Genomic DNA, 14604 nt, shown 5'->3' on the forward strand with positions numbered 1-14604 from the left:
GCCAGAGTGGTGCCATGTCGCGACTGCTGAACCACGAGGAGATCGACCGCCAGCTCGGTGACCTGCCCGGGTGGGCGGTGGACGGCCCCCTCATGCGGGCGACGTTCGAGGCTCCCGACTTCCCCGCCGCGATCCGCCTCGTCGACGAGGTCGCCGCCGACGCGGAGTCGATGAACCACCACCCTGACATCGACATCCGTTGGCGCACGGTCGGATTCGTGCTCTCGACGCACGACCAGGGTGGCCTGACCCAGCTCGATGTCGAGCTCGCCCACCAGATCTCCCAGGCCGCTGCGCGGATCGGGGCGCAGGCCCGTGGCTGAGGTCGGGATCGAGGTCGTCCCGCACGAGGGCGAGGAGCACGACACCGGCATCGGCGCGCGGCTGAACTGGCTGCGCGCGGCCGTGCTGGGCGCGAACGACGGCATCGTGTCCACCGCCGGCATCGTCATCGGTGTCGCGGCCGCCACCAGCGAGCGCTCGGCCATCATGACCGCGGGTGTGGCCGGCCTGGCCGCCGGTGCGATGAGCATGGCGGCTGGGGAGTACGTCTCGGTGAGCACCCAGCGGGACACCGAGAAGGCGTTGCTGGCCAAGGAGACCCGCGAGCTGCGCGAGATGCCCGAGGAGGAGCTCGCCGAGCTCGCAGAGATCTACGAGGGGAAGGGCCTCACGCCCGAGCTGGCCCACGAGGTCGCCGTGCAGCTGACGTCGCACGACGCGCTCGGCGCACACGCCGAGGCCGAGCTCGGCATCGACCCGAACGAGCTGACGAACCCCTGGCACGCCGCCTGGGCCTCGATGGTGGCCTTCACCGCGGGCGCCCTGCTCCCGCTCGTGGCGATCCTCCTGCCGCCGCAGGGAGCCCGCGTCACCGTGACGGCCCTTGCCGTCGTCGCCGCCCTCGCAGGCACCGGAGCGGTGAGCGCCCGGCTCGGCGGGGCCCCCCGTCGCCCGGCCGTGCTGCGCAACGTCGCAGGGGGCGTCCTGGCGATGGCGGTCACGTACGGCATCGGCGCCCTGGTCGGCACCCAGCTCTGACCGGGGCGCGGCTCCCGCGGCTCCTCGCCTCGGGAGCCGTCGCAGGACCTCCCCTCGCGGAACTTCCCGCCGCGGGGAGCCGTTGAGCCGACTCACCCCCGCCCGCCCCGTCGTCCGCGGACGACCGACCAAGGATCGGTGAGTCCCCAGCCGTGTCCGGCTATTGGCTCGACATCGCCCTCGTCGCCACCCTCGTCCTGCTCAACGCCGTCTTCGCCGGGAGCGAGATGGCCCTGGTCTCGCTCAGGGAGGGTCAGCTCAAGCAGCTGGAACGGTCCGGAGGAGCGCGGGCCGAGCGCCTGGTCCGGCTCGCGCGGGACCCCAACCGGTTCCTCGCCACCATCCAGATCGGCATCACCCTGGCCGGGTTCCTGGCCTCGGCGACCGCGGCCGTGTCCCTCGCCGAGCCGCTCGTGCCGTACGCCGAGGCCCTCGGCTCGGCCGCCGAGCCCGTCGTGGTCGCGGCCGTCACCCTGGTGCTGGCGTTCCTCACCCTCGTCCTCGGTGAGCTCGCCCCCAAGCGCCTCGCGATGCAGCTGGCCCTGCCGTGGGCCCTGGCCGTCGTCCGTCCCCTCGACGCGCTGTCGACCCTGTCGCGTCCCGCCGTGGCCGTCCTCGGGAAGTCGACCGACGTCGTCGTGCGCCTGCTCGGCGGCAGGGCCGAGGCCGCGTCCGACGACATCTCCGCGGAGGAGCTGCGCGACCTCGTCACGAGCAACCCCGAGCTCAACGACGAGCAGCGCGAGATCATCAGCGGCGCCCTCGAGCTCAGCGAGCGGACCGTGCGGCAGGTGCTGGTGCCCCGTGGCTCGGTGCTCTCCCTGCCTAACGACGCCACCGTGGCCCGGGCCCGGGACACGATGGCTGCCTCGGGCCACTCCCGGGTGCCCGTGACCCACGGCAACCACCTCGACCGGGTGATCGGCATCATCCACTGGGGTGCGGTCATCCACGGCGGCGACGAGCCCGTCGCCGCCCGGGTGCAGCCGGCACTGATGCTCCCCGAGACCGTGCGCATCTCCGAGGCCCTGCGCCAGTTCCGCGAGGAGCGCCAGCAGATGGCCATCGTCATCGACGAGCACGGCTCCGTCGAGGGCATCGTCACCCTCGAGGACCTGCTTGAGGAGATCGTCGGGGAGATCTGGGACGAGACCGACCCCGACGTCCTGGACGCCCACCAGGAGGCCGACGGCACGGTGGTCCTTCCGGGGACCTTCCCGGTCCACGACCTGGTCGACGTGGGGGTCGAGCTCGACGTCGCCCCCTCCACCGACTACGCCACCGTGGCCGGGCTCGTGCTCAAGCTGCTCGGCCGCGTGCCGGACCGACCGGGTGACGTCGTCTCGACCGAGCGGTGGACGATCGAGGTCCTGGCCGTCGCCCACCACGCGGTGACAGAGGTGCGCATCGCGCCGGTGCCCGGGGCCTCGCCGGCCGAGGTCCAGCACTGACCGAAGATTTCCCGGGACAGGTGCATCCCCGGAGGACCTCCGCGCGGAAGTAGGGGCAGGACGGTCCACGAAGGACCGCCACGAGCCCCTGGAGGTCCACCGATGTACCTGCGCAGAGTCAGCTCCGCCGTCGTCGCCGCCGCACTGGCGACCACCCTGCTCGCCCCCGCGGCGAGCGCAGCACCGACCTCCACGGCCCCCACGGGGACGAAGAGCCTGGCTGCGGTGCTCACCGCGGACGGCGACACCTTCGACCGCAACTGGTACGACTACGACATCCTCACCGAGGCCGTCCTCGCGGTGCTCGCGGCCAAGCCCGACAGCCCCGTCAAGGTGCTCACCGACGGCTCGGTCCCCCTGACGGCCTTCCTGCCCAACGACCGCGCGTTCCAGGTGCTCGTCGCCGACCTCACGAAGAAGTGGCCGACCTCGGAGAAGGCCACCTTCACCACGCTTGCCGGCGCCGTCGGCATCGACGCGATCGAGAGCGTCCTGCTCTACCACGTCGTCCCCGGCGCGACGATCGACTCGGGTGCGGCCCTCAAGGCCGATGGGGCGAAGCTCGCCACCGCCCTGCCGGGCGCCTCCATCACGGTGGACGTCATCTCGGCGCGCTTCAAGCTCGTCGTCCTGCGCGACAACGACAGGAACGACCTGAACCCCCTGCTCAACCCGCGAGCCCTGGACATCAACAAGGGCAACAAGCAGATCGCGCACGGCATCGTCCTCGTGCTCCGCCCGATCGACCTCTGACCCCCGACCGTCACCTCCGTCATCACAGACAAGGACCCATCATGAAGACCACCCGCATCCTCGCCGTGGCCGTGCTGGCTGTGGCCGCGACCGGTGTCGCCCTGCCCGCCCAAGCGGCCGACGACGCCACCGTGACCGTGGTGCACGGCATCCCCGGCTCCACCGTCGACGTCTACGCCAACGGTGAAGAGCTGCTCGCCGACTTCGAGCCGGGCACCGTCACCGACCCCGTGACCCTCCCGGCCGGGCAGTACGACCTCAAGGTCACGGCGGCGAACGCCGGGGCCGACGGCGACGCCGTCGTCGAGGCCAACGACGTCACCGTTCCCGCCGGGGCGAACGTCTCGGTCGTCGCGCACCTCACCGCCGAGGGCGAGCCGGCCCTCACGCCGTTCGTCAACGACGTCTCCAAGGTCGCTGCCGGCCAGGCCCGCCTCACCGTCCGCCACACGGCCGCCGCCCCCGCGGTGGACGTGCGCGCCAACGGTGACGCGGCGTTCGAGGGCCTGACCAACCCGAAGGAGGCCAAGGCCGACCTCCCCGCCGGGACGATCAGCGCCGACGTCACCCTCGCCGGCACCGACACCGTGGCCATCGGCCCGACCGACGTGAAGCTCACGGAGGGCACCAACACCATCGTCTACGCCTACGGCAGCGCCGAGGACGACAGCCTCGCCCTCGCCGTGCAGACGATCTCGGGCCTGCACTCCTCGCCCGGCTCGGTCCCCGCCGGCTCCGGCGGCCAGGCCGCGCTCGCGACGGACCTGTCCCGTATGGCGCTCGTGGGCTCGGCCGCGCTGGTGGCCGGCGCGCTCGTCCTGGTCCGCCGTCGTCCCGGCACCGTCCGGGCCTGAGCGGACAGCAGCGGGACAGACCGAGCCGAGCAGGAGACCACCGGGATGTCCGTGAACGGAACGCGCGGGAGGGTGGCGGCCGCGGTGGCTGCCGCCCTCCTCGCGGGTGCCCTCACGACCTGGGCGACGCGGCCGGCTGCGGTCGACGACCCCGGGGACCTGCGGCGGGCGAGCAGCGAGAGCACGGCGCCGCGCGCCATACCGGGCTCTCAGTCCGTGGCCCCGTCGGGTCAGGTCACCACCTCGTCCGCCACCGGCACCCCTATGCCGTCCGGCACCTCTGAACCGGCGCCGTCCCCCGCCCCCTCCCGGGGGGCGGCGTCCGTGCCCGCGGCACCGACCCGGGTGGTGGTCCCGCGGCTCGGCGCGCGGATGGCCGTCGCCCCTGTCGGCGTGGACCGGCTGGGCGCCATGACCATCCCCGAGGACCCCCGGGTCGCGGGGTGGTACCGCTTCGGGGCGGCTCCGGGCGGTGGTGCGGGAGCCACGGTCCTGGCGGCGCACGTCGACGACAGCGAGTACGGGACCGGTCCGCTGGCCCGGCTGCAGACGCTGCGGAAGGGTGACGCCGTGAGTGTCACCGCGGGACGCACGGTGCACCGCTACCGGGTGACCTCGGTGCTGCGCCTGGCCAAGGGCGAGCTGGACACCGACGAGCTGTTCGACCGTGGCGGGCCCCCGCGGCTGCACCTCGTGACCTGCGGGGGCAGGTTCGACCGGGCGACCGGGCACTACGAGGACAACGTCGTGGTCGTCGCGACACCGGTGGGCTGACCGCCGTGACTACAGTGGAAGGCGTGTTGGCCCTGGACGAGCTGGTCGCGGAGCAGGACGACCTCGCCGCCCGGTTCGTGTCCGGCTCGCGCGAGGCCCTCGCCGAGGTCTACGCGCGGTGGTCGGCCCTCGTCTACACCGTGGCCCTGCGGGCCCTCGACGACGCCCACGACGCCGAGGACGTCACGCAGCAGGTCTTCGTGTCGGCGTGGGGTAGCCGGCACACGCTTCGTCCGCGCGAGGGCGCCCTGCCCGGGTGGCTCATCGGCATCACGCGCCACCGGATCGCCGACGTCCGCACCCAGCGCTACCGTCGGGCCCGCAACGTCGCCGCCGTGGCCGCGCTGGCCCCCGAGGTCGGCTCGCCGCCGACCGAGGCCGACATCGCGCAACGGCTGCTCGTCGCCCACGAGGTCGACCGCCTGGGCGAACCGCGGGCCAGCGTGCTCCGAATGGCGTTCATCGAGGACCTCCCCCAGGAGGAGATCGCCCGCCGGCTGGACCTGCCGCTGGGCACCGTCAAGAGCCACGTCCGCCGCGGACTGGTGCAGCTGCGCAACCGACTGGAGGAGGTGGACGATGTCGCACCTTGACGAGGAGACCTTGGCCGGGTTCGCGTTCGGCGACACCGACGCCGCCACCGACGACCTGGCCCACGTGTCCACCTGCGCCACGTGCAGCGCCACGGTGGCCGAGCTCCGCAGGGTGGCCGCCGCCGTGGCGACCTCGCCCCGGCGGGCCGACCTGGCGACTCCCCCGGCAGGGCTGTTCGACCGGATCGAAGCCCAGATCGACGACGAGGAGCGACGCGGCGACCTGCCTGCGCACGACGTCCTCGGACAGCCGCGTGCCACGGCGACGCAGGCCCCTCGCGTCCGACGACCGCGGCGACGGTGGGCGCCTGCCGCCTGGGCCGGTGGCGCGGCTGCTGCGGGCATCGCCATCGGGCTCCTTGCGGGGTACGCCGTCTGGAACGAGCCCACTCCTCCCGCTCCCGTGGAGGTCGCCAGCACCCAGCTCGACACCCTCGACACCCAGCAGTGGCTGGGTCGGGCCACGCTGCTGCGCGAGGACGACGACACCGAGCTGCTGTCGGTCAGCACCGAGCGTCTCGACGCCGGGTCGGGGTACCTCGAGGTGTGGCTGATCAACCGCGACGGGAAGCGGATGGTGTCGCTGGGCGTGCTGCGGGCCGACGGTCGGTCCTCGTTCCCGGTCACGCAGCAGCTCCTGGACGAGGGGTACGTCATCGTCGACATCTCCCGCGAGGGGTTCGACGACAAGCCCGAGCACTCGGGCGACAGCCTGGTCCGGGGGACGTTGCGGAGCTGACCCTGCGAGTGCCGCTCAGACGTCGAGCTTGCCCATGCTGGGCAGGGCCAGGACGGTCGGGACGGCGGCGACGCGCACCTGCGGTGGCGCGTGCAGGGCCTCGACGGCCGCCCCCGTGCGGGTGACGGGCACGGAGAGCGCGGCGGCGATCACCACGGCGGTGGTGAGGCCGCGGGGGCTCAGCAGTGGACGGTGGAGGGTGGCAGCAGCGAGGTTCATGGGACCACCGTGGTGGTCACCGCTGGCGAGCCCGTATGGCGCCGCTGTGGGCTCCCTATGACCGTCACCGCTCGCAGACGAGCCCGTCGTCGTCGCGGTCCTGGTACCAGTCGTACTCGGGGTCGGCGCCACGACGGTACGGGCCGTACCCGGCGGCGTTCGCCTCACGGCAGGTCCCGAACCGTGGATCCGTTTCGGAGCTTCGGGTCTTCGTGCCGGAAGGGGTGGGGCTGGCGGCTGCACGGGTCGGTGCAGGCCCGGTTGTGACGCGGCCCCCGCCGAGCGGGACGGACGCCGACGCCCTGGGCAGCGCCTGGCCCGGGCAGCTGCTGAGCACCCGGATCACCGCATCTCGCTCGGCCGCCGTGACCCACAGGCCGTAGCGGTGCTTCACCGCCACCTGGCGGGCGACGTAGGAGCAACGGACCGCCTTGCGGGGCGGCAGCCAGGTCGCGGCGTCGCCGTCACCCTTGCGGGCGTTGGTCGGGCCGTCGACGGCGAGGAGGTTCAACGGGTCGTTGGCGAAAGCAGTGCGGCGAGCGGTCGACCACTGCTGGGCGCCCTTCTGCCACGCGTCGGAGAGCGCGACGACGTGGTCGACCTGCACTGCGCTCGAGGTGCCGGAACCCCTGACGAAGCCGATCTTCTTCCCGGTGTAGGGGTCGAGGAGGGTGCCGGTGAGGACGAGGCAGCCGTTGGTGCCTGCCTTGAGCGTGAAGGGTGCGAGGTCGCGGCGCAGGATGTCGTTGCGGGTGTCGCAGCCGTTGCGGTCGGTGTCGGCCCACGCCTGGCCGAACTCGCCGCGGTCGTAGCCCGTCATTGGCGCACGCCCCTTGACCCGGAGCACGGCCAGGGTCGTGACGGCCGTGCCGGGGCGGACCGTCGTGGTGGGTGCCGAGGGACGCGGGGCCGGCTCCGGTGAGGTGGTCGACGCAGGCCCGGTCGTCCCCGCCGGGACGGCTGAGGCGGCGGTGGGCTGGCGCCCCTCGGGGTCCACGGAGCCGGTCAGCGTGGAGAAGGCCGGGGAGTCGGCGTTCGCCGGCATGCACCCCGAGGTCGTGGCGACCAGCAGGACGAGCCCGGCGAACGCGGGCCAGCAGGAGTCGGGACGGCGAATCATGAGCAGGCACAGCACTTTCGAGGGGGGATCCTCACCGTACGTGCTGCCTCGTCACCGACCCGCCAGACCCGGACAAGCCTGGCCGAAGAGACGAGGGTGCGCTGGCCCTGCTGGCCCGGCTCGGGTCGGGTCAGGCGGGGTGCACGGCGTAGTCGATGGGCTTGCAAGTCCCGCCGTTGGACTTCTCAGCCGAGCACGCGGTCAGGCCGACGTGCAGGTCCATCTCGGCACGCACCGTGAACCGGTCTCCGGCGGTCGAGGTCGGGGGGTCGATGTGCAGCTCCCCCGAGGGCTCGGGCCAGACGTTCATGAAGATGTTCAGGGTCGTGGTCACCATGTCCGGGGTGACCCCGAACGGCGCCAGGCCGGTCACGAGGTTCTCCAGGCAGCTGGGGTGGTAGGCGCCCTCGAACTCCGGGTAGAGCAGGTCGAAGGTCTGCTGGCTGCACGGGGTGAGCAGGAAGTCGTGCCGCCCGCAGGTGTCCTCGACCACCGTGAGCATCGGGGTGCTCCGGTTGCTGTAGAGCGTGTGACCGGTCGTGAGGAAGATCGTGTTGGCGAAGTCGATGGTGCGCCCACTCGACAACCACTCGGCGTGGTCGTCCGCGCTGAAGCAGAACAGGTCGCTCACCTGGCCGCCCGTCGGGTCGACGACGGTCAGCTGCTCGCCCGCGCGCAGCAGGAACCCTGTCCCCGTCTGCGGCGCCAACCGCTGGAGCCCGGCGGCGGCCTCCCGGGTGTCGCCGGCCTGCGTGGGGCTGTCCTTCGGGCTCACGGGGTCTCCTCGTCGAAGTTCACTGGGGCGGCCCAGTCGGTGGGCACCGCTCGGCCGGAGTACTGCCGGGCCTCGGAGCCGGCCCCGTGGTCGGCGACCATGGGGTTGACGTCGCCCTGCAGGGCGGTGTCCCGCCGTCGGATGGTGTCACGCATCCGCTCGAAGCGGTCGGACGCGCGCAGGTCCTCGAACTGCTGGTGCAGGTTGAAGACCAGGGTGGGCAGCGGTGTCCGGCGGGCGATCCTCGAGGCGGCCGGGTGCAGGCCGACCACGAAGTACGCGGTCCCGGCGACGCTGAAGGCGAAGTGCGGGTTGCCGGGGTCGTCCGACACCTGCGGGTTCCAGGGTTGGCGGTCGGCCTCGTGCAGCTTCTCGAGCTGGCGCCACAGGAGCGACTCGAACTGCCCCTCGTCGTCGACCACCGTGTCCGGGAAGACCGCCACGAGCGAGGCGAACCCCGCCGACTGGTCGGTGTCACGGCCGAAGTCGCGCAGGGCGTCGTGCAGTCCCCGGGTCGCCTCCTCGGAAGCCATCTCCCCCAGGGCCACGACGGTCGCCCGGTCCCGGTTGAACACCGACCGGGCCCCGAGGCAGGGGTAGTCGGGGTGCAGCACCATCGACTCGAGCGCACCGTCGACCTCGAGGGGGTCGCGGCGGTCCGGGTCCTCGGCGAGGTCCCGGGTGAGCTGCAGGAGGGTCGGCTCGTCGGCACGGACGTCGTGGAGTGCCTCGCTCACGGTCAGGAGACCACCGCGTCGACGACCTTCTTCAGCGCACTCGGCTGCGCCGGCGACCGCGGGGCCGTCTTCTTCGACTCGAGGAGTCGCTCACCGAGCTCGCTGAGCTGCTTGCGTCCCAGCCCTTCGCGCACCTTGGGGAACCAGTCGTTCTCCTCCTCGTCCATGTGGTGTCGCACGTTCTCGATGAGGACGCTCGTCTTCGCGTGGAACCGCTCGTCCGACGGCTTCATGGGCACCAGCTCCATGACGAGGACGTCGGCCACGTGGTGCTCCTCGTAGGACTCGAGCACGTCGTCCTCGAGGTCGGGAAGCAGGCGACGCACCTCCGGGTACATCACCTCGTTCTCGATGTACGTGTGCACCGTGAGGAGCTCGATGCACTTCTTCACGATGGCGCCCTGGCGGGCGGGCGTCGTCGTCGACTTCTCGAACTCGCGGAAGAGCGCTCGGACCTCTTTGTGGTCGGCTCGCAGGATGGTGATGGCGTCAGTGGACATGGAGGCTCCAGATGCAGAAGGGTCGAGCCACACGGCTCGACCCTTTCTGGCTACCCGCGACGTGGCGGGCCAAACACGATCCGTCAGACGGCCTCGCCGACGGCGTGCGTGCCCCGACCCATGCGGATGAGCTCGCGCTCCTCCGGGGTGGTGGCGCCCCAGACGCCGTACGGCTCGCGGACGGCCATGGCGTGCTCGAAGCAGTTCTTGAGGACCGGGCACTCGCGGCACATGGCCTTGGCGCGCTCGTCCCGGCTGAGTCGACGGTTACCGCGCTCAGCGTCCCCGGCGAAGAACTCGTTCGGGTCGGAGTTGCGGCACGCCCCGTCGACCTGCCAGTCGTAGTTGCTCAACAGGGGCTGGGGAAGACGCTTGATGCTGGCCATGGGGTTCTCCTTGCGGCGCTGGTGAAGTGGTTCACAACTTATGCAAAAGTTGTTCATCATGCAACACCAGTGAATAAGTTCTAGAGTCGAAGCATGCCCTCAACCCCCATCGCACCCATGAACACGCGGGTGACCGGGGACCGGATCACCCGCTCGATCCCCCTCCGGGTCCTGCCCGACCTCGCCGTCGTCGAGACCGTGTCCGCCGAGATCGAGTGGTCAGTGGGCGTCGTCGCCGATCGTCTGGACATCCCTGCTGCCACGTTGCGCAGCTGGGACCGCCGGTACGGCGTGTCACCGTCCCAGCGCAGCGCGGGCGGTCACCGGCGGTACACCGAGGGCGACGTCCTGCGGGTCGCTGCGGTGCAGCGCTTCGTCGACCAGGGCGTGCCCACCCAGACCGCAGCTCGCGTCGCCCTGGCCATGGACCCCCAGCGACTCCGGACCGAGTCGCTCCTGCGTTCCTGACGGCACCTCGCGCAGCAGCCCAGCGCTGGGATCCCAGCCTCGGCCGACTCAGGCCCGGACCACCTCGTGGTGCTCGACGGGGATGGAGGCGCCCCGCGCGCGCCTGCCGGTCGAGCCGAGCAGGACCCCGGCGACGACCACGACCCCGCCGAGCACCTCCCACGGCGTGGGTCGTTCATCGAGGGCGAGCGCAGCCGTGGCCATCCCGACCACGGGGACGAGCATCGAGAACGGTCCGACGACCCCGGCGGGGTGGCGGGCCAGGAGCCACGTCCAGATCCCCGACCCGACGACGGTCCCGATGAGCACGGTGTACGCGAGACCGATCCACGCCGGCGCGGCCTGCGCCGTGAACGACGTGACGAGAGAGTCGGTGATGTCGTGCGGTCCTTCGAGCAGCAGGGACAGGGCGAGCATCGGAACGGGGACGACCACGGACATCCACAGCGTGAGGTGCAGCGGGTTCGGCGGTGCCGCCAGCCTGCTCGACAGGTTGCCGAGCGCCCACCCGAGCGCGCCGAGCAGCACGAGCACGTAGGGCACGAGCTGGGCCACCCCGGCCCGGGACACACCGACGACGACCATCCCGGCGGCAGCCACGGCGACCCCCCACCACTGGCGCCCCCGCACCCGCTCCTTGAGCAGCAGTGCGCCGAGGACCAGCGTGAACGGTCCTGACGCCTGGAGCACCAGCGACGCGAGGCCCGCGGGCATCCCCGCAGCCATCCCGCTGTAGAGGAAGGTGAACTGCAGCACCCCGAACCCCACGCCGTAGCCCACCAGCCAGCGGGTCGCCACCTTCGGTCGCGGGACGAACAGCATCGTCGGGATGGCCAGCAGGGCGAAGCGCAGGGCGACGAGGAACAGCGGTGGGAACTGTTGCAGCGACAGGTGGATCGCGAGGAAGTTCACCCCCCAGATCAGGGCGACGGCGCACGCGAGGAGGCGGTGGAACGGCGTCAGGCCCGAGGTCATCGCTCGAGCATGCGCGACGTCGGCACGTAGCACAATCGCAAAGTTGTGCATCGATGGTTAAGGTCGCCTTCATGGACCCGCGACACCTCGAGCTGCTCCGCGAGCTTGCGGACCGCGGCACCCTCACCGCGGTCGCCACCGCCACCCACCGGACCCCCTCCGCAGTGTCCCAACAGCTCCGCTCCGCCGAGCGTGAGGCCGGTATGCCGCTCGTGGAGTCCCACGGGCGCGGCGTGCGGCTGACTCGGGCCGGGCTCCTGCTGGCCGAGGGTGCCGTGGACGTCGCGACCGCCCTCGCCCGGGTGCGCGCCAGGCTCGACGCCCTGCGGGACGCACCGGTCGGCACGGTGACGATAGGAGCCCTGCCCAGTGCTGCCGAGGTCCTCGTGCCGGAGTTGGTGAACCGGTTGCAGGACAGTGGAATTCGTATCGTTCTCGAGGACTTCGACGTGGCCGAGTCCGACTTCGCCGGACGGGCAGCAGATCACGACATCGTCATCGGTCACACCATCACGGGAGAGGCACCCGCGGGTTCGACCCACCTGCACCACCGCAGCCTCGCCGAGGAGCCCCTCGACGTGGCTCTGCCCGTCGGTCACCGGCTTGCTCGCCGCAGGCAGCTGACTCCCGACCTGGTGGCCGGCGAACGCTGGATCGGCGTCCCCGAGGGCTACCCCTTCGACACGGTCCTCATCGCGATCGAGAACGCCACCGGGCGGCGGATCGACCGGGTGCAGAGGCTCCGGGACAACCGCGTGGTGGAGGCGATGGTCGCGCGGGGCCTCGGCCTGGCACTCCTTCCACGCTTCACCACCCGCGTGCGCCCGGGGGTGGTCACCAAGCCGCTGACCGGGGTCCGAGCGGCTCGTCACGTCGTCGCGCTCTCGAGGCCCGACGTCGCCGAGCGCGTCGCCGTCCGGGCCGTCCTCGACCTGTTGGCCGAGATCGGCACCCAGGCATCGTCCGGCGAACTCCCCCACACCGGTCGCAAACGACCCTGACGTGCGGATCGGCTAGTCACAAGGGGCTATGGCGACCGCCCCGCAGCGCTGCGAAGGTGACGACAGGACCCAAGAAGCCGGACGAGTGATCGTGGCGCGAAAACCGGACCACTCGTCCACCGCAGGCGCGAGACCGTGAGCGGCGTCGCCGACGCCCCAGCCGGTCTCCGGCGCACTACCGAGACGTGTGGCCCGCGTCACCCCGTGACGCGTACGCCGGCCATCGGCGCCCTCGTCAGAGTGCCGGCCTAGACGTTGAAGCGGAACTCCACGACGTCGCCGTCGGCCATGACGTACTCCTTGCCCTCGATGCGGACCTTGCCTGCGGACTTGGCCGCCGCCATGGAGCCCGCCTCGACGAGGTCGTCGAAGGACACGATCTCGGCCTTGATGAACCCACGCTGGAAGTCGGTGTGGATGACTCCGGCCGCCTGCGGTGCGGTCCACCCGCGACCGATGGTCCACGCGCGCGACTCCTTGGGCCCGGCCGTCAGGTAGGTCTGCAGGCCCAGGGTGTGGAACCCGGTGCGCGCGAGCTGGTCGAGCCCGGACTCGGTGGCGCCGAAGGACTCGAGGAGCTCCATCGCCTCGTCGGCCTCCATCTCCATGAGGTCCATCTCGAGCTTGGCGTTGAGGAACACGGCGTCGGCGGGCTCGACGAGCGCCCGCAGCGAGGCGTGCAGCTCGGCGTCGCCGAGCTGGTCCTCGTCGAGGTTGAAGACGTAGATGAACGGCTTGGTGGTGAGCAGGCCGAGCTGGCGCGCGTCATCGAGGTCGACCCCGGCAGCCGCACCGGCTGCATACAGGGTGTGGCCCTCCTCGAGGACCTTCTGCGCCGCCACGGCGTTGGCGTGGGAGGCCTTCTTCTCCTTCTGGATCCGCGACTCCTTCTCGAGGCGCGGCACGGCCTTCTCGAGGGTCTGCAGGTCGGCGAGGATCAGCTCGGTGTGGATCGTCTCGATGTCGGACGCGGGCGAGACCTTGCCGTCGACGTGGACGACGTCGCCGTCCTCGAACGCGCGCACGACCTGGCAGATCGCGTCGGCCTCGCGGATGTTGGCGAGGAACTTGTTGCCCAGCCCCTCCCCCTCAGAGGCACCGCGGACGATGCCGGCGATGTCGACGAAGGACACGGTCGCGGGGAGGATCTTCTCCGAGGAGAAGATCTCGGCGAGCTTGCCCAGGCGGGAGTCCGGCAGGGGCACGACCCCGACGTTCGGCTCGATGGTCGCGAACGGGTAGTTCGCGGCGAGCACGTTGTTCTTGGTCAGGGCGTTGAACATCGTGGACTTGCCGACGTTGGGCAGACCGACGATTCCGATAGTGAGAGCCACAAGGCCGAGAGTCTACCGTCGCGGCGTGGCGGCCCTCGCCAGCTGCCGGGACAGCGCGACGAGGCGTCCCTCGCTGTCCCAGACCTCTGCGTCCTCCTCGAGGTAGCCACCCGACATGGTGCGGCTGGTGAGGTTCACGCGCAGCCAGCCCGGCGCCGGGCGGGCCCGCACGTGGGCGGTCAGCTCGAGCGTCGGCGCCCAGCCGGGCAGGCCCAGCTCGAAAGCCACCGGTGGCAGCGCGTCGACGGCGAGGAGCAGCAGCAACGGGTCGGGCTCCCGACCGTCGACCATACGCAGCCATCCCCGGATGACACCGTTGCCCGACGGCTTGCCCATCGCCCAGCCCGTCGTGGCCGGGTCGAGGCGCAGGTCAAGGCGTTCCAGCAGGGACGCGGCCTTGAGGAAGGACGGTGGCGCCTGCTCGGTCGAGAGGCACCGGTCCGGCGGCGGGAGGTCGGGCGGGGTGGCCGTGGTGGTGGCCTCGCCATCCATCGTCGCGAGGTCGCCATAGCTCGCGAGGACCCGGATGCGCTCGACCTCGCCGCCGGCTCCGTCGTCCTGGAGCAGGGAGGCCTGTCCGTTCGAGACCGCGCGACCGCGTCGGAGCACGGAGGTCCGCACCGTGGCCGGCCCGGGTGCTCCGGGCGTCAGGTAGTACGCGCTGATCGCGAGCGGGTGCGGGTGTGCCGGGCGGTCACCGTCGGCGGCGCCGAGCTCGGCCGCGAGCGCGCGACCAGCGATGGACAGGAGCATCCCGCCGTTCACGCCACCGCCGATCCGCCACCCGTCGCCGAGCGCGGCGTCGTACGTGCCGGGTTCGCCGTCGCGCGCCGTGACTGCCGATCCCTCGTCGAACTCGCTGACCTGCTCGCCCATCCCACGTC

The 14604-nt window shown here is 71.7% G+C and carries 19 protein-coding genes; 10 read left to right on the forward strand and 9 right to left on the reverse strand.

What is annotated here, in order from left to right:
• Nucleotides 1-14: 14 nt before the first annotated feature.
• From ABD286_RS06375 to ABD286_RS06410, 8 genes are all read left to right on the forward strand, one after another.
• The gene (locus ABD286_RS06375; protein WP_344191354.1) at nucleotides 15-323 is read left to right on the forward strand and encodes a 4a-hydroxytetrahydrobiopterin dehydratase; all 309 of its coding nucleotides are present in this window, start codon (nucleotides 15-17) and stop codon (nucleotides 321-323) included.
• Nucleotides 316-1041, forward strand: coding sequence for a VIT1/CCC1 transporter family protein (locus ABD286_RS06380; protein ID WP_344191356.1), 726 nt, complete (start codon nucleotides 316-318; stop codon nucleotides 1039-1041). The genes ABD286_RS06375 and ABD286_RS06380 overlap by 8 nt, the downstream gene beginning before the upstream one ends.
• Before the next feature lie 152 nt (nucleotides 1042-1193).
• Nucleotides 1194-2492: a hemolysin family protein gene (locus tag ABD286_RS06385; RefSeq protein ID WP_344191358.1), complete on the forward strand. Its 1299-nt coding sequence runs from the start codon at nucleotides 1194-1196 to the stop codon at nucleotides 2490-2492.
• 102 nt (nucleotides 2493-2594) lie between these two features.
• Entirely contained in the window at nucleotides 2595-3245 is a 651-nt protein-coding gene (locus ABD286_RS06390) for a fasciclin domain-containing protein (RefSeq protein WP_344191360.1), read from the forward strand.
• A gap of 41 nt (nucleotides 3246-3286) precedes the next feature.
• Nucleotides 3287-4099: a DUF4397 domain-containing protein gene (locus tag ABD286_RS06395; RefSeq protein ID WP_344191362.1), complete on the forward strand. Its 813-nt coding sequence runs from the start codon at nucleotides 3287-3289 to the stop codon at nucleotides 4097-4099.
• An 84-nt stretch (nucleotides 4100-4183) separates the two neighbouring features.
• Nucleotides 4184-4873: a class F sortase gene (locus ABD286_RS06400; RefSeq protein WP_344191364.1), complete on the forward strand. Its 690-nt coding sequence runs from the start codon at nucleotides 4184-4186 to the stop codon at nucleotides 4871-4873.
• Nucleotides 4874-4896: 23 nt separating this feature from the next.
• The gene (locus ABD286_RS06405; RefSeq protein ID WP_344191366.1) at nucleotides 4897-5466 is read left to right on the forward strand and encodes an RNA polymerase sigma factor; all 570 of its coding nucleotides are present in this window, start codon (nucleotides 4897-4899) and stop codon (nucleotides 5464-5466) included.
• On the forward strand, nucleotides 5453-6205 hold the full coding sequence (locus ABD286_RS06410) for an anti-sigma factor domain-containing protein (protein WP_344191368.1): 753 nt from the start codon (nucleotides 5453-5455) through the stop codon (nucleotides 6203-6205). The genes ABD286_RS06405 and ABD286_RS06410 overlap by 14 nt, the downstream gene beginning before the upstream one ends.
• A gap of 15 nt (nucleotides 6206-6220) precedes the next feature.
• On the opposite strand, the gene ABD286_RS06415 is transcribed toward ABD286_RS06410, so the two are convergent.
• From ABD286_RS06415 to ABD286_RS06440, 6 genes are all read right to left on the reverse strand, one after another.
• Entirely contained in the window at nucleotides 6221-6424 is a 204-nt protein-coding gene (locus ABD286_RS06415) for a hypothetical protein (protein WP_344191370.1), read from the reverse strand.
• Between the two features lie 64 nt (nucleotides 6425-6488).
• Complete coding sequence (locus ABD286_RS06420; protein WP_344191372.1) at nucleotides 6489-7544, reverse strand: GmrSD restriction endonuclease domain-containing protein; 1056 nt, start codon at nucleotides 7542-7544, stop codon at nucleotides 6489-6491.
• A 130-nt stretch (nucleotides 7545-7674) separates the two neighbouring features.
• Nucleotides 7675-8319, reverse strand: a complete 645-nt coding sequence (locus ABD286_RS06425; RefSeq protein WP_344191374.1) for a DUF1989 domain-containing protein — start codon at nucleotides 8317-8319, stop codon at nucleotides 7675-7677.
• Nucleotides 8316-9056 (reverse strand): guanitoxin biosynthesis heme-dependent pre-guanitoxin N-hydroxylase GntA, encoded by a 741-nt coding sequence (gene gntA / locus ABD286_RS06430; RefSeq protein ID WP_344191376.1) that lies wholly within the window; start codon nucleotides 9054-9056, stop codon nucleotides 8316-8318. The genes ABD286_RS06425 and gntA overlap by 4 nt, the downstream gene beginning before the upstream one ends.
• A gap of 2 nt (nucleotides 9057-9058) precedes the next feature.
• Nucleotides 9059-9556: a hemerythrin domain-containing protein gene (locus ABD286_RS06435; RefSeq protein ID WP_344191378.1), complete on the reverse strand. Its 498-nt coding sequence runs from the start codon at nucleotides 9554-9556 to the stop codon at nucleotides 9059-9061.
• A gap of 83 nt (nucleotides 9557-9639) precedes the next feature.
• Entirely contained in the window at nucleotides 9640-9942 is a 303-nt protein-coding gene (locus ABD286_RS06440; RefSeq protein WP_344191380.1) for a WhiB family transcriptional regulator, read from the reverse strand.
• 93 nt (nucleotides 9943-10035) lie between these two features.
• On the opposite strand from ABD286_RS06440, the gene ABD286_RS06445 reads away from it, so the two are divergent.
• Nucleotides 10036-10410, forward strand: a complete 375-nt coding sequence (locus tag ABD286_RS06445) for a MerR family transcriptional regulator (RefSeq protein WP_344191383.1) — start codon at nucleotides 10036-10038, stop codon at nucleotides 10408-10410.
• Between the two features lie 48 nt (nucleotides 10411-10458).
• On the opposite strand, the gene ABD286_RS06450 is transcribed toward ABD286_RS06445, so the two are convergent.
• On the reverse strand, nucleotides 10459-11385 hold the full coding sequence (locus tag ABD286_RS06450) for an EamA family transporter (protein WP_344191385.1): 927 nt from the start codon (nucleotides 11383-11385) through the stop codon (nucleotides 10459-10461).
• A gap of 53 nt (nucleotides 11386-11438) precedes the next feature.
• On the opposite strand from ABD286_RS06450, the gene ABD286_RS06455 reads away from it, so the two are divergent.
• Entirely contained in the window at nucleotides 11439-12386 is a 948-nt protein-coding gene (locus tag ABD286_RS06455) for a LysR family transcriptional regulator (protein ID WP_344191387.1), read from the forward strand.
• A 248-nt stretch (nucleotides 12387-12634) separates the two neighbouring features.
• On the opposite strand, the gene ychF is transcribed toward ABD286_RS06455, so the two are convergent.
• Nucleotides 12635-13720 carry a redox-regulated ATPase YchF gene (gene ychF / locus ABD286_RS06460; RefSeq protein ID WP_344191389.1) on the reverse strand — a complete coding sequence of 362 codons (1086 nt, stop codon included), beginning with the start codon at nucleotides 13718-13720 and terminating at the stop codon, nucleotides 12635-12637.
• Between the two features lie 12 nt (nucleotides 13721-13732).
• Nucleotides 13733-14596 (reverse strand): thioesterase family protein, encoded by an 864-nt coding sequence (locus tag ABD286_RS06465; protein ID WP_344191391.1) that lies wholly within the window; start codon nucleotides 14594-14596, stop codon nucleotides 13733-13735.
• Nucleotides 14597-14604 lie beyond the last annotated feature (8 nt).

The sequence above is a fragment of the Pedococcus aerophilus genome, from assembly GCF_039532215.1.
Taxonomy (GTDB): Bacteria; Actinomycetota; Actinomycetes; order Actinomycetales; family Dermatophilaceae; genus Pedococcus; species Pedococcus aerophilus.

Excerpts from the sequence above, each read along its gene's own strand:
- ABD286_RS06375 (WP_344191354.1), top strand. The coding sequence starts at position 15 with ATGTCGCGACTGCTGAACCACGAGGAGATCGACCGCCAGCTCGGTGAC.
- ABD286_RS06465 (WP_344191391.1), bottom strand. The coding sequence starts at position 14,596 with ATGGGCGAGCAGGTCAGCGAGTTCGACGAGGGATCGGCAGTCACGGCG.
- ABD286_RS06435 (WP_344191378.1), bottom strand. The coding sequence starts at position 9,556 with ATGTCCACTGACGCCATCACCATCCTGCGAGCCGACCACAAAGAGGTC.
- ABD286_RS06450 (WP_344191385.1), bottom strand. The coding sequence starts at position 11,385 with ATGACCTCGGGCCTGACGCCGTTCCACCGCCTCCTCGCGTGCGCCGTC.
- ABD286_RS06445 (WP_344191383.1), top strand. The coding sequence starts at position 10,036 with ATGCCCTCAACCCCCATCGCACCCATGAACACGCGGGTGACCGGGGAC.
- ABD286_RS06455 (WP_344191387.1), top strand. The coding sequence starts at position 11,439 with ATGGTTAAGGTCGCCTTCATGGACCCGCGACACCTCGAGCTGCTCCGC.
- ABD286_RS06415 (WP_344191370.1), bottom strand. The coding sequence starts at position 6,424 with ATGAACCTCGCTGCTGCCACCCTCCACCGTCCACTGCTGAGCCCCCGC.
- ABD286_RS06390 (WP_344191360.1), top strand. The coding sequence starts at position 2,595 with ATGTACCTGCGCAGAGTCAGCTCCGCCGTCGTCGCCGCCGCACTGGCG.
- ABD286_RS06410 (WP_344191368.1), top strand. The coding sequence starts at position 5,453 with ATGTCGCACCTTGACGAGGAGACCTTGGCCGGGTTCGCGTTCGGCGAC.
- ABD286_RS06420 (WP_344191372.1), bottom strand. The coding sequence starts at position 7,544 with ATGATTCGCCGTCCCGACTCCTGCTGGCCCGCGTTCGCCGGGCTCGTC.
- ABD286_RS06395 (WP_344191362.1), top strand. The coding sequence starts at position 3,287 with ATGAAGACCACCCGCATCCTCGCCGTGGCCGTGCTGGCTGTGGCCGCG.
- ABD286_RS06440 (WP_344191380.1), bottom strand. The coding sequence starts at position 9,942 with ATGGCCAGCATCAAGCGTCTTCCCCAGCCCCTGTTGAGCAACTACGAC.